Origin of the sequence: Antarctobacter sp. (assembly GCF_965277915.1) — a bacterium.
Classification (GTDB): domain Bacteria; phylum Pseudomonadota; class Alphaproteobacteria; order Rhodobacterales; family Rhodobacteraceae; genus Antarctobacter.
The window spans coordinates 747,934-759,967 of record NZ_OZ255849.1 but is presented as its reverse complement, the minus strand read 5'-3'; the positions used below and the strand labels follow the sequence as shown (position 1 = coordinate 759,967).

The following is a 12,034-nucleotide window of genomic DNA, read 5'->3' as shown; positions in this document are numbered from 1 at the left end:
TAAGGTGGGATTTGCCCCTTTGACTACTGGCGTCAGTAAACGGCGTTGATTGAACTACCCCTCGCACATCGGACAGTGACCGAGGCGACGATCCGACCTCTGTTTGCCTCCGGGAACGAGCAGATCAGAACATGCCGCAACGCAGGTCCGCGCTGGCGGCGTCGAGATCCAAGCGCCCCCTCTCGCACATGCGCAGAATAGCCGCGGCGGCAAACGTCCTGGTCAGTTTCACCAGTCGCGCCGGGGTCGAGGTCGCGGGCCATGAGACCCACGCGGAGCGCCTTCGGGAACAGCATTCCAAGCGGTCGGAAACAGCCGTCGGTGAGGCCACAATGAGGGTGCGAAGCGGTGTCATGCAGACGTCCGCTTTCCGAGGTGCCCTGCGCCGCCCCGGAGAAGCACAAGACCAGCGACCACGAACCACACGATGGCGCCGAGACCAAAGGCGGCGCCGCCGGTTTCTCCCATCGGCGGAAGAACCGTGAGGAGCCCCGCCGCACCCGTGAGCAGCCCAAGCCCCGCAGTGAGCCTGCCAAAGATCCCGCTCGCACGCCCGGCAAGGCTGACCGCGAGTAGCCATGCGCCGCCGGCGATCTCGTTTCCGCCGCCAAGACCCAGTTCAACCGCGTGCAGCACCTGCCATAGCGCGGTCGCGGCCCCCGGATCGGCGGCAAGCGCGTGGGTGCGTTCGACAGCCACATTGGCGATCATCCCGGCGCCAAGGACGAGCGTGGCCCAGATGAGGCCGAACGCCGCTGTCAGGGCGGCGGCATCCGGCATTGTCCTGGCGATCTGCTGGCGGAGGGAGACGACAAGTACCGCAAGCGCCAGCGCGTTCACGATGTAAATCACTGTGTTCCATGCGATCAGCACCCCGGGACGCTCGGCGATGAAGGCCGCAACACCGGCGGCGTCGATCTCGTCCGTCCCGAAACCCAACGGGGCGAACACGGTGATGAGCAGGGCAAAGCCCATGAGGTAGGTGGACGCGCAGGTCAGAGCAGCGAGGCCGCCGGCTGTTCGAAGCATTATGAGCTGGCTCCGTCCGGTTGATGCACCGTTTCGGCGGCGAGTGTTGCGAAGTGATCGGTCAGGCGACGTGTCCCGAACCGGGGCGCAACCATGTCCATTCCGAGCGCGGTCAGGAAGAAACGCGCCGGACCGCTCATCCGCCGGGGCAGGAACGGCAGGACGGCGAGCACGGCGCGCCGCAGGGCGTCCGGCAGGTGGGTGATGCGCGGCGCGGTCCCCAGCGCGGCGAAGGCGGCACTGGCGATCTCGTCCTGTGTCATCACGTCGGGGCCGCCGACCTCGATCCAGCCACGGCCTTCATCCGTGGCGTCAGCAATGGCCACGGCCAGGTCGGCGCCGTGGATGGGATTGAGGCGCTGGGTGCCCTGTCCGAAGAGCCAGACGCGGCCCCTTTGCGCCATCGCCAGGATCTCGCCCATGTCGGAAAAATAGCCGGTGGGCGCGATCACGGTCGCGGGCATGTCCGAGGCCTGGAGCGCATTCACGAAGTCGGTCTTGGCATCGACCAGCGGCACGCCCGCCATGGCGTCCGCGTTCAGGACATGGACATAGGCAAAGCGCTTTACGCCTGCCGCTTCAGCCTCGCGCAGGAGGTTCAGGTTCGCCTGGAAATCGACCTCCCGGTAGCCGAGGCCATCGGTTTGTCGCGTGATCCCCAATGCAGAAACGACAAGGTCAACGCTGTCCATGACGCCAATGAGCGTTTCGGGTCGCGTGGCCTCGGCCTCGATCAACACATCGGCCAGTCCTTCGGCGCGCCCGGAATCGCGAACCAAGGCGGTGACGTGGTGTCCGCGCCTTGTGTATTCGGCGCAAAGGAACCGCCCGAGATAGCCGGTCGCGCCGGCAATGAGAACATTCATGGATCACCTCCGGTGACTACAGCAGGCCAACGCCAAGCGCGCTGGCGGCCATGAGGAACAGGACAGGCGTCCAGAGCAGGCGCTCTGGGCGCGAGGGGCTTGCGGCATTGGCGGCAAGGGACAGCAGCGTAAGCGCGACGGCGGGCCAGAACAGCGGTGCCAACGGCGCGGCGCCACCCCCGGCCCGGGCAAGAACGGCCCCGGCCATCGTGCAAAGCAGCACAGCCTGAACCAGCGCCAGCGCCCTCCAAGCGGGCGGCAGGCGGCCGGGAAAACGGCCGCCGACCGTCAGCCGGCCAAGCGGCGCGCCGGCGGCATTGGCAAGGTGCATGAGCACCGGCAACGCGGCCAGACCGGTATAGGCAACGGCGAGGGTCTGGGTCACAGCCTGGCCCTCCCGACCATCGAGTGCGTGCCGGAAAGAACCACAGGGACGCGGACCGCCCCTTCGGCCAAGGCGACAACGCCACAAATGTGCCGGGGCCGAGAGGTGCTCTGCCATGCCGGCGGGCACGCCCCTCTGGTCGGGATCTGGGCTAGCCCGGTCATGGGGGTGAAAATGTCTGGCATCGCGCCGTCTCTCAGTTCACGACCGCATGGCCACGGCCGCGCAGGCAGTTCAGGACGATGGTTTCGCGCGTCTCGCTCGCCTCGGACACGCCCGCCGCGGCCCCTGCCAGCGCGCCGACCACGGCCCCGCCAAGCGCGTCGCCCTCGTCGTCCACCTCGCCCAGGACGCCGCCGACCCCTGCGCCGATGGCGGTTGCGGCCATCGTTTGATGCTTCAACTGCGACTGGCTGCGCGCAAGGCTGCGGCAGGCGGACAGATCGCTTTGGAACTGTGCTGTTGGCGGGCCATCCAGGATCGGGGTCACATCCGTGCCCATCCCGGCACAGGCGCCCAAGAGTACGGTCAGGCAAAGCGGGGCAATCAGCAACGGTTTCATTGGGTGTCTCCTTCGACTGTGATCAATGACGAAAGAGGATCTACCCGAAAGCACCGGACGGCTGGCATGACCGCCGAGATCAACAGCTTGACCCCAGGTATCAATTGCCAAGCCACGCGGTCGGGCTTGTCCCGGTCCAGCGGCGAAAGGCCCGCACAAAGGCCGACGCCTCCGAAAAACCCAGAAGATAGGCCGTTTCGCCGACCGAGACCTTGCGCGCGCCTAGGTAGTCCATCGCCATGCGGCGGCGCAGGTCGTCATGGACCTGCGCGAAGGTGACGCCTTCGTCCTTCAGCCGGCGGTAGAGTGTCTGACGGCTCATCCCGAGGTCGCGTGCGACGCGGTCCATCGACAGCGTGCCTTCGTGCAGGTCGGCCAGCATTCGCGCCTCGACGGCGGAGCGCACGGTGTTCCGCGTCGCGAGGTCATCCAGCAGTCCGTCCGCGTGGCGCGTGAAAACGCCAAAGACATAGTCCTTGCCGCCGTCGAACGCGGCGTCCAGCCAGACCGGGTTGATCCGGAGCGCGTTCCGTGTGGCCCGGAACGTCACCGGCACCCGGAACAGCTCGGGGTATCGGTTCGCGTGCGGCGGCGGCGCGTAGGTCACTTCCAACGCTTGCTCGAACGGGTGTTCCGGGGCAGAGCGGCGGAACTCCGAGATGAAGCGGGCAAAGCTCGCCTCGGTCGCCATCCAGCTTCCGTCGCAGGGGCGGTTGTCCACCAGCCAGACCGCCGCACCCTCGTGCACAAGCTCAAACCTATCCCGACCGCCGGGGATCGGCACGTCGGCCATGAGCCGCGCGTAGCGGTTCAGCTGACCCAGGCTGTGCGGGAAAGAGGTCGAGGCGTGGACGATCTGGCCGACGATCGACATCGTCTCCAGCCGGGTTTCCAGCACGTGGCGCAAAAGCAGTGAAGTGTCGCCCGTCGCCTTTATCCCCGCAGCGATGAGCGCCTGGTACGCGGCGACCGGGATGCGCGCGTCCTGATCCGCCAGGTCATCCTCTGCCAGCCCCGAAGCCGCGAGCAAGGGCACGCGCGGTGCCCCTTCTCCCGCAGCGTAGTCAAGAAAGGCGGCTGCGAATCCGGCGGCCATGGACTGATCGGACATGCGGCGGTCTCCTGGGGCAAGATCTTGATACGCCCGGTCATGCCCCCGCCAAACCGACGCGGGCACATTGTGCCGAGACTTCACATTCGGACAACCCTTATGCTGCTTCACATGATTGTACCGATCGTCACACTCGCCTGTCTTGTCGCCCTGACCTTCGCCGTCCTCCTCTGGATCACACGGATGCCACCGGAGGTGGCGGCCACGGTCGCAGATGACCCCTCTCTGCCCCGGCTTTTCGGCCTGGGCGTCCTGCTGCACGGCCACGTCACCGGAGCGGAGGGCGCGCCGCTTGTGATCGTTCTGCACGGCGGGCCAGGAGGCGACCACCGCTCGCTGCTGGCGCTGCAGGGCCTGAGCGCCACCCACCGCGTCCTGTTCTACGACCAGCGCGGCGCGGGCCTGTCCGAGCGGGTGACGGCAGACCGGCTGGGCGTGCCGGACCACCTCGCCGATCTCGATGCGCTGATCGCCACCCATGGGAACGGTCCTGTCGTACTGATCGGCCACTCATGGGGTGCGATGCTTGCGACGGCCTATCTTGGCCATCGTCCCGCCGCCGTTGCTCATGCCGTTCTGATCGAGCCGGGGTTTCTCGACCCTGAAGGCCTTGCCGATTTCGAGACCCGGCGCGCCGGTCTCTCCCGCAGCCCGCGCGTGCTCTGGGCTGGGCTACTGGCCGGTTTCCGCGCCCGTGGTGTCCGGGGCGATGCAGACGCGGCGCAGGACAGCATCGTCAGCGCCGTCGTTCATGCCTTCGCCAACCACCCGTCAAACCCCTATCACTGCCCCGGTCGCGCCTTTGATGCCCCCAGTTGGCGCTTCGGGCACCGGGCGAGCGACGTGTTCTGGAGCGATCCGGCCGTCGCGCTTGGCGCCATGACCTCCGGCCTCGCCTTCCCCGGCCCTGTCCTGATCCTGGCCGGGGGCTGCAACGACTGGACCGGCGCGCCGCTTCAGGCCCGTCACGCCACGATGTTTCCGGATGCGCGAATGGAGGTGATCGAGGGCGCGGGCCACGACACAGCCTGGGACAAGCCCGAAGAGACGCTCGCCGCGATCCGATCCTTCCTCGGCGCCCCGGATGAAGCAGCCCGCCATGTTTCGTCCCTGGTTTCGTAGCAAAAAAGGACGGTCGCAGCGCGGGATGCGCAGCGTACCGACGCGCCCACGCCACACCCAAATATCACATATGACAAAAAATGTGACACTTGTAAAATGAGCTCGCCACCGCTATTGTCCCGGCAACAGCTACGGTAAAGGGAACCGACATGAACATCATCCTCGTGCTGGTCGATAGCCTGACGCGGAACTGCCTGCGCGCGTACGATCCTCAAAGCCGCTGCGAAACACCCAATATCGATCGTTTTGCCAAGCGCGCCGCGGTATTCGACAATCACTTCGTCGGCAGCCTGCCCTGCATGCCAGCCCGCCGTGAATTGATCGCGGGACGCAAGGAATTCATGTGGCGGCCCTGGGGCTCGCTCGAAGTGTTTGACCCGCGCCTGCCCGCCGAAGTCCGCAAGGGCGGCTATCATACCCACGTGGTGACGGACCACTACCACTACTGGGAAGAAGAGGCCAACGGCTACATCCAGAGCTATGACACCACCGAGATGATCCGCGGCTACGAAGTCGACCGCTGGCAGGCGCAGGATCCGAACGAAGAAAAACCCGCCTGGGTCAAAAACGTCGAGAAATTCCGCGCGCCAGAGCATATCGGCCAGTATTACGCCAACACCAAGGACTTCGCGGGAGAAGAGGATTACTTCTCGGCCAAGACCTTTGGCAGTGCCTGCGACTGGCTGGACCGCAATGCCAAGAAGGGCAAGTTCTTCCTGCATGTCGAGACCTTCGACGTGCACGAACCCTTTCACATCCCCGAACCCTACGAGAGCATGTATGCCGAGGGCGCCACGAAAAACGAGTTCAACGTGTGGCCGCCCTACCAAGTCTACAAGGATCTTGAGAACTTCATGGATCAGACCACGCCCGAGGAGCTGAAGTTCCTGAAGTCCCAGTTCATGGGCAAGGTCACCATGATGGACAAGTGGTTCGGCACCCTCATGGACAAGCTGGACGAGAAAGGGTTGTGGGACGATACGATGGTCATCCTGACAACCGACCACGGCCACGACATGGGCGAGCGCCGCGCGTTCGGCAAGCAGCACCCACATTTCGACAGCCACGCGAACATTCCGCTGATGGTCTACCATCCTGCCAATCCGGGCAACGGCAGGCGCATCTCCGGTCTGACCCAGACCGTCGATATCTTTGCCACGATCATCGAGGCTGCAGGTGTCGAGGTCACGGAGGCCAACCGCCACAGCAAGTCGCTCTTGCCGATGGTGGTGGACGACGCGCCCTCGCCGCGTGACGCGGTGCTATATGGGACATTCGGTCAGGGCGTCTGCGCCACCGACGGGACATGGACCGTGATGAAGGCGCCGGACCCGGACAAGCCGCTGTACCTCTACTCCACGGCCATTTTCCGGCCGTTGATTGTCGACAATCCCGTTGACGGACGGCTGTCAAAGGCACCGAACAAGCCGGTGGATCAGGGCTATTTTGATCCTTCGGTCGATCTGCCCATGTGGCAGATACCGATCAAGATCGACCCGCGCACCGAAGAGAACCTGCTCTTTAACCGGGCCGAGGATCCGGGGCAGGCGCAGAACCTCTGGGACAGCGCGCCGGAGCAGCGGGCGCGCATGCTCGACCTCGTGCGCAAGCTGATGGAGGACGAAGGCTGCCCGCCCGAGCAATTCGACCGGTTGGGCCTGAAAGAGGCGGTTCCCGCCTGAGGTCCAGCCCGGCACCCGCCGCCTGCCCGACCGATCTGCCCCCGGGGCATGTCACCGGGGAAAGGCGGCGGGACGTTCCGCCCCTGATCGAAGCCCCCGACGGACGGCCTGATCCACCTTAGCCCCAGACGACGCGGAATCCTGTGTGTGTGGTCGTGCTCTCGGGGGAATTGCCGGTGCGGGCCGCGATGCGGTAACGATAACAATAGCTCTTGTGGCAAAGGAACGACCCGCCCTTCGCCAGCTTGTATCCTTTCATCGCCGCCTGTCGCGCCTTTGCGCCGCGCTTGAGAGAGCGGATGCGAAACGGCTCCGCCGTCCATTCCCACACATTGCCGACGAGGTTGTAGAGCCCGTAGCCATTGGGCTCGAAGGACATGGCCGGCGCGGTCGTCAGGTGACCGTCCAGCCCAAGGTTCCTGTCCGGAAAGCGGCCCTGCCAGATGTTGCAGGGAAAATGTGCCGTATCGTCAGGCTCTTCATGCCCCCAGGGGTACGGCACGTCGCCCAATCCGCCACGGGCGGCATGTTCCCACTCGGCCTCGGTCGGGAGCCGGCCGCCAATCCACTTGGCATAGGCGCGGGCATCGTTCCAGCTGACCTGAACCACCGGGTGATCCGGGAACCAGGCTTTCTCTGCCGTTCCGGGCCCGTTGATGTCGCGCCAGTTGGCCCCGTCCACCCGTCTCCACCATTCCACGTTGGCCACCCCTTGGGTCGGGCCAACCTCGGCACCTACCTCGCTCCAGAACACGAACGACCAGCCAAAGCGTTCGGCCTCGGTGACATATCCGGTCGCGTCGACGAATTCGGCGAATTGCGCGTTGGTAACCGTGGTGATGCCGATCTCGAACGGGGCCACGGTCTTGGTCCGCAGAGGGCCTTCGGCATCCTCGATCAGATGGGGATGATCCGTACCCACCAGGGCCTTGCCACCCGGTATCCGTGCCGTGGGTGGGCGGGTCGCACTTCCGCACGCGATGACCTCGGTCGCGGCCCCTGCCCCGCCGCGTCTGGCGGCAGGAGCGCAACAGGCGGATTTCGCGGGCGTTTCCGGACCTTCAGTCATTCATCAACTCGAGGGCAAGCGCCTTGTCCACAACCAGATGCGTCGCCAACCCGCCGCGGATGCTGGCAAGGGTCGCCTCTGCCCGATCCCGACCGCAGACCACAAGCAGTTTCTTGCGTGCGTTCCGCAAATCGCCAAGGGTTGCGGCAATCAGACGGTCATGCGGCGGCATGTCGATCTGCTCCCCCGCGGCAGAAAGATACCGGCAACAGAGGATGCCCGCAGCCCCGGCACCGACGGCGTCGGCCAAAGTTTTCTCGCTCGCCATATCGGCAGCAACGAGGTGGGTTTCGGGATGGACGTTGCCCACCGAATAGATCGCCATATCCAACGCCTTCAACCGGTCCAACTGCATCCGGATGGTCGGCTCTTCGCGGATTTGCAGCGCCAGTTCGGCGTTCGAAATCAACCCGGGCGCATGAAGGGTGTAGCATTGAGCACCCAGCTTGTTCGCGATCTGGATCGTGCAGTTCTCCGAGGCGGGCACCCGGTCCGAGATCATCGATCCGATCAACTGGCAGACCTCGACATCCGCCACCGCGTTGCGCGGCATGGTGTCGGCAACCGCCATGATCGTCTCGCCCCAGGCGACGCCCAGCCGGTCGCCCGGCTCGACCACGTCCAGCAGCGCCATCGCGGCGACCCGCGCCAATTGCGCCAGGGCCTCGGTCCTGCCCAGCGGCACCTCGTCCGAGGCTGGCTGCGCGACGTAGACATCCACCAGGCCGAACTTCTCGCGCAGATCTCGGGCCAGGGAGGACCCGGTGAGATAATGCCCATCCACCCGGATCTCGACCACGCCCAACTCTCGGCTCTCGCGCAGCATGTTGACGATGGTCGCGCGGCTGACCTTCATGCGCTTGGCGATTTCGCCCTGGGTCAGACCCTCGCCGTAGTAAAGCAGCGCCACGTTGGACAGCAGCGCTTCCTTCTCACCGGAGATGTGCGACGGCGGGGCAGTTTTGTTCATCCTCAAGCGTTTACCTTCTTTGCCCCCGCTTGACCATAGTTCTGCCGGAACCAGGCATAGCAGCGGTCGATCTCATCCTGCGGCAGTTCCTCGACCGGACCGCGCAACATGGCCAGATGCGTGGTCATCGCGGCCTCTTCAAGGTACATGGCCACGGATGTTGCCTCACTCGCGGATTTGCCCATGGTAAAGACCCCGTGCGCCTTGACCAATGCGGCCATGCCACCGTCGGCCGCCTCGAGGATCGCCGCGCCCGTATCAACCTCGCCCGGCGTCGCATAGCGCGAACAAGGCACGTCACGACCCAGGATATGGGTGATCGGTGTCAGCACCGCCGGAATCCGCTCCCCCCGCGCCGCAAAGCTCGACGCGTAGGGGGAATGAGTGTGGCACATGCCGTTCACATCCGACCTGTGGCGATAGATGTACAGGTGGATGCCGGTATCGACCGAAGGCTTCATCTCTCCCTCGACCACCTTGCCGTCAAGATCGACCACCACCATCGTTTCCGGGGTCAACTTGGCGAATTTGACGCCCGAAGGCTTGATCACCACCAGCCCGCTCTCGGGGTCCCGACCCGAGACATTGCCGCCGGAGCCCACCACCAACCCGTTGCGCGGCAACTCATGGTTCTGTTCGCAGACCTCTTCCTTCAGCGCTTCAAGCATCACGCGGCCTCCTGCTTGGCGGCGGGGATGCCGTGTGGATAGACAACGATCTTGAGACTCTTTTCCGCCTCCACCAGCATCCGGAACGCCTCGGGCGTATCGGCGATGTCGAAACGATGGGAAATCGCCGCCTCTGCATTGATCCGCCCCGCCTCCAGCAGGCGGATATAGCTGTAGGTGTCAGTGTGGTCCGAAGAATAGCGCGAGGTGACGGTGATCTGGTCGAAATAGGCGGCATTGCCGTCGCGCGCCCAGGTTTCGCCCGGCGGCATCGGCGCGCCAAGATGCAGACAGCCGCCCACCTCGGTCAGGGCCAGGGCCTGATCCCATGCGGGCGCAAAAGGCGCGATCACGATCACCGTATCGGCCAGTCGCCCATTGTTGAGCGCGCGCATCGCCTCGACCGCGTCTTCGTTCTTGGGGTTGATGGTGTGGGTCGCACCGAATTCGCGCGCGCGGGCCAGCCGCCAGTCGGAAAAGTCCAGCGCCACCACCTTGCCCGCACCAAAGAGCGGCGCGAGGTGGACAAACCCCTGCCCCATGAAACCCGCCCCCACAACGGCGACGGTATCGCCGGGCTGGATGTTGCAGACCTTCAACCCCGACAGCACGCAGGACCATGGCTCGATGGTCACCGCCGCCTCTGTGGAAATCGAATCCGGCAGCTTGTGTGCATCCATCGCCAAATGCTGTGCAGTCACCCGGTAGTAGTCGCAGACCCCGCCGGGATCGAGTTTCATCGACTTGTAGAACGGATCGCGGGTGAAATGGCCGCGCCGCGACAGGTGCGAATTGACCCGCCCGACGTGGTGATTGACAAAGACACGGTCGCCGATCTTGTAATCGGTCACCCCGGCGCCGACCTCGACAACCTCACCCACCGGCTCATGCCCCAGCACCTTGGGCTCGGTCTTGTACCAGGCCATGGTCTCGCCGCCGCACAATCCGCATGCCAGCGTCTTGAGCAGCAGTTCGCCGGGGCCGATCTCGGGGACGGGCCGATCCTCGATGCGGATGTCGTCGATCGCATACTGCACGGCGGCAGTCATCATGTTGGTCATAGTCTGGTCTCCCGCAAGGAATTGAGTTCGGCCTGCAAGGCGCGGTGATGGCGTGAAATGGCGGCATAGCGCCGGTAGACGGGTGTGTAGGCGGCGTGGTTTTCCGGGTCGTACCGCTGTAGCGCCTCGTCGCGCCGGGCCAGTTCGACGGCCCCGCCCAGGCCAGAGGCAGAGGCCCCCAGTGCCGCCGCCCCCCACAGCCCGTGATCCGACGCCGAGCTGACCAGCACCGGCTGGCCCACCACATCGGCAATGATCTGACACCAGACCGGGTTCTTCGACCCGCCTCCTGTCAGCTGAACAGGGGCGGTCGGCAGGCCGGTTTCCTCCTCGAAACAATGCCGCAGGCTCAATGCCGCGCCCTCCATGACCGCCCGGCCCATCTCTCCGGTGGTCGTGGTCGAGGACAGCCCGTGAAAGGACGCCCGCAAGTTGGGTGCCACGAAAGGCGCACGTTCGCCGTTGAGATAGGGCAGGAAGGTCACGCCCCCCGCCCCCGGCGGCACCTGTTCGACGAGCGTGTTCATTCGCTGCGCCACCTCTCCGGCAGAGGCACCGCCAAGGCTTTTGGGGTGCAGCGCCGCGAACCAGTCAAAGGCGGCTGCACCGGTTGTGGGGGCGAGAACGCGGATGGTGACGGGCGCGGTCGGGTGCAGGCAGCTTGCGCCAACCGGCGCCTCCGTCGGGGTGATCCGATCGGTCAGGATATTGACCACGGCGGTAGTGCCCATGATCATCATCGTCTCACCCGCTCGGTGCAGCCCCATGCCGACGATCATCGCCGATAGGTCCAGCGTGCCGACCGAGACCGGGAGCCCCTCGGGCAGGCCGGTCGCCTTGGCCGCTCTTGCCGACACTTGCCCAAGCGCGCTGTCGGCGCTTTTTGGCGCGATCAGCTTGTCGGCCAGCTCGGCGCAATCCAGCGCCTCCAGTTGCGCGGCCGCATACGCGCGGCTGGCTATGTCCAGAAACGGGATCGTCGCGTCCGAGAAATCCGTGGCCAGCGCCCCGGTCAGGTTCAGCCCGATCCAGTCGACGCAGGTCATCACATGCGCGGTCTGCGCCGCCATCTCGGGACGGTTCTGTCGGACCCAGCGCCAGAGCATCCCCGACGTGCCGGACCAGAGCGAGGTATGACAGCCGCGTCCAATCAGACCGGTCGCGCCGGCCTCTTCGAGTTCGGCAAGGTCATCTGCGGTGCGCGTGTCGTTCCACAGCATCGCCGGCCCCGCCGGTCGGCCCTCCCCGGTCACGCACCACAGCCCGTCGCCCTGCGCGGCAATGCCCAGCGACTGGAACTCTGCACCGTCGCATTGTGCCACGAGGTCCGACAAAACCGCCCCCACGGTTTCCCAGACCTGATCCATGTCCTGTTCGCTGCCGCCGCCGGGGACCTGTGTCACCTTGCTGGGCGCATCGGCCTGCGCGACCTGTGTGCCATCGGGGCGGTAGGCGGCGGCCTTCACGGCAGTGGTGCCGACATCCAGCCCAAGCCAGAGTTTCGTCAAA

Annotated in this window: 12 protein-coding genes; 2 read left to right on the top strand and 10 right to left on the bottom strand. The window is 65.4% G+C overall.

Features of this window, described 5'->3' with window-relative positions; all coding sequences use genetic code 11:
• Positions 1–351: 351 nt before the first annotated feature.
• From ACQY5B_RS04615 to ACQY5B_RS04595, 5 genes are all read right to left on the bottom strand, one after another.
• The gene (locus tag ACQY5B_RS04615; protein WP_420326182.1) at positions 352–975 is read right to left on the bottom strand and encodes a hypothetical protein; all 624 of its coding nucleotides are present in this window, start codon (positions 973–975) and stop codon (positions 352–354) included.
• A gap of 53 nt (positions 976–1,028) precedes the next feature.
• Positions 1,029–1,895 carry an SDR family oxidoreductase gene (locus ACQY5B_RS04610; protein ID WP_420326183.1) on the bottom strand — a complete coding sequence of 289 codons (867 nt, stop codon included), beginning with the start codon at positions 1,893–1,895 and terminating at the stop codon, positions 1,029–1,031.
• Positions 1,896–1,911: 16 nt separating this feature from the next.
• Positions 1,912–2,280, bottom strand: a complete 369-nt coding sequence (locus ACQY5B_RS04605; protein ID WP_420326184.1) for a hypothetical protein — start codon at positions 2,278–2,280, stop codon at positions 1,912–1,914.
• 196 nt (positions 2,281–2,476) lie between these two features.
• Positions 2,477–2,842 carry a YMGG-like glycine zipper-containing protein gene (locus tag ACQY5B_RS04600; RefSeq protein ID WP_420326185.1) on the bottom strand — a complete coding sequence of 122 codons (366 nt, stop codon included), beginning with the start codon at positions 2,840–2,842 and terminating at the stop codon, positions 2,477–2,479.
• A 100-nt stretch (positions 2,843–2,942) separates the two neighbouring features.
• Positions 2,943–3,953 carry an AraC family transcriptional regulator gene (locus ACQY5B_RS04595; protein ID WP_420326186.1) on the bottom strand — a complete coding sequence of 337 codons (1,011 nt, stop codon included), beginning with the start codon at positions 3,951–3,953 and terminating at the stop codon, positions 2,943–2,945.
• 111 nt (positions 3,954–4,064) lie between these two features.
• Here ACQY5B_RS04595 and ACQY5B_RS04590 point away from each other — a divergent pair, with 111 nt between their 5' ends.
• The gene (locus ACQY5B_RS04590; RefSeq protein ID WP_420326188.1) at positions 4,065–5,075 is read left to right on the top strand and encodes an alpha/beta fold hydrolase; all 1,011 of its coding nucleotides are present in this window, start codon (positions 4,065–4,067) and stop codon (positions 5,073–5,075) included.
• 149 nt (positions 5,076–5,224) lie between these two features.
• A complete protein-coding gene (locus ACQY5B_RS04585; protein WP_420326189.1) occupies positions 5,225–6,757 on the top strand; it encodes a sulfatase in 1,533 nt (510 codons plus the stop codon).
• Positions 6,758–6,875: 118 nt separating this feature from the next.
• Here the strand turns inward: ACQY5B_RS04585 and ACQY5B_RS04580 are convergent, their stop codons facing one another.
• From ACQY5B_RS04580 to ACQY5B_RS04560, 5 genes are read right to left on the bottom strand one after another with little or no spacing between them, the layout of a single operon-like run.
• On the bottom strand, positions 6,876–7,826 hold the full coding sequence (locus tag ACQY5B_RS04580; protein ID WP_420326190.1) for a formylglycine-generating enzyme family protein: 951 nt from the start codon (positions 7,824–7,826) through the stop codon (positions 6,876–6,878).
• Entirely contained in the window at positions 7,819–8,796 is a 978-nt protein-coding gene (locus tag ACQY5B_RS04575) for a sugar-binding transcriptional regulator (RefSeq protein WP_305972125.1), read from the bottom strand. Before ACQY5B_RS04575 ends, ACQY5B_RS04580 begins: the two co-directional genes overlap by 8 nt.
• A gap of 2 nt (positions 8,797–8,798) precedes the next feature.
• A complete protein-coding gene (locus ACQY5B_RS04570) occupies positions 8,799–9,464 on the bottom strand; it encodes a class II aldolase/adducin family protein (protein WP_420326191.1) in 666 nt (221 codons plus the stop codon).
• Entirely contained in the window at positions 9,464–10,525 is a 1,062-nt protein-coding gene (locus ACQY5B_RS04565) for a zinc-binding dehydrogenase (RefSeq protein WP_306043433.1), read from the bottom strand. Before ACQY5B_RS04565 ends, ACQY5B_RS04570 begins: the two co-directional genes overlap by 1 nt.
• Positions 10,522–12,033, bottom strand: a complete 1,512-nt coding sequence (locus ACQY5B_RS04560; RefSeq protein WP_420326192.1) for an FGGY-family carbohydrate kinase — start codon at positions 12,031–12,033, stop codon at positions 10,522–10,524. The genes ACQY5B_RS04565 and ACQY5B_RS04560 overlap by 4 nt, the downstream gene beginning before the upstream one ends.
• Position 12,034: the final 1 nt, after the last annotated feature.

Bases quoted from the DNA above. Each gene is read 5' to 3' on its own strand.
- ACQY5B_RS04600 (WP_420326185.1), bottom strand. From the start codon at position 2,842: ATGAAACCGTTGCTGATTGCCCCGCTTTGCCTGACCGTACTCTTGGGC.
- ACQY5B_RS04610 (WP_420326183.1), bottom strand. From the start codon at position 1,895: ATGAATGTTCTCATTGCCGGCGCGACCGGCTATCTCGGGCGGTTCCTT.
- ACQY5B_RS04595 (WP_420326186.1), bottom strand. From the start codon at position 3,953: ATGTCCGATCAGTCCATGGCCGCCGGATTCGCAGCCGCCTTTCTTGAC.
- ACQY5B_RS04590 (WP_420326188.1), top strand. From the start codon at position 4,065: ATGATTGTACCGATCGTCACACTCGCCTGTCTTGTCGCCCTGACCTTC.
- ACQY5B_RS04570 (WP_420326191.1), bottom strand. From the start codon at position 9,464: ATGCTTGAAGCGCTGAAGGAAGAGGTCTGCGAACAGAACCATGAGTTG.
- ACQY5B_RS04565 (WP_306043433.1), bottom strand. From the start codon at position 10,525: ATGACCAACATGATGACTGCCGCCGTGCAGTATGCGATCGACGACATC.
- ACQY5B_RS04585 (WP_420326189.1), top strand. From the start codon at position 5,225: ATGAACATCATCCTCGTGCTGGTCGATAGCCTGACGCGGAACTGCCTG.
- ACQY5B_RS04615 (WP_420326182.1), bottom strand. From the start codon at position 975: ATGGGCTTTGCCCTGCTCATCACCGTGTTCGCCCCGTTGGGTTTCGGG.
- ACQY5B_RS04575 (WP_305972125.1), bottom strand. From the start codon at position 8,796: ATGAACAAAACTGCCCCGCCGTCGCACATCTCCGGTGAGAAGGAAGCG.
- ACQY5B_RS04580 (WP_420326190.1), bottom strand. From the start codon at position 7,826: ATGACTGAAGGTCCGGAAACGCCCGCGAAATCCGCCTGTTGCGCTCCT.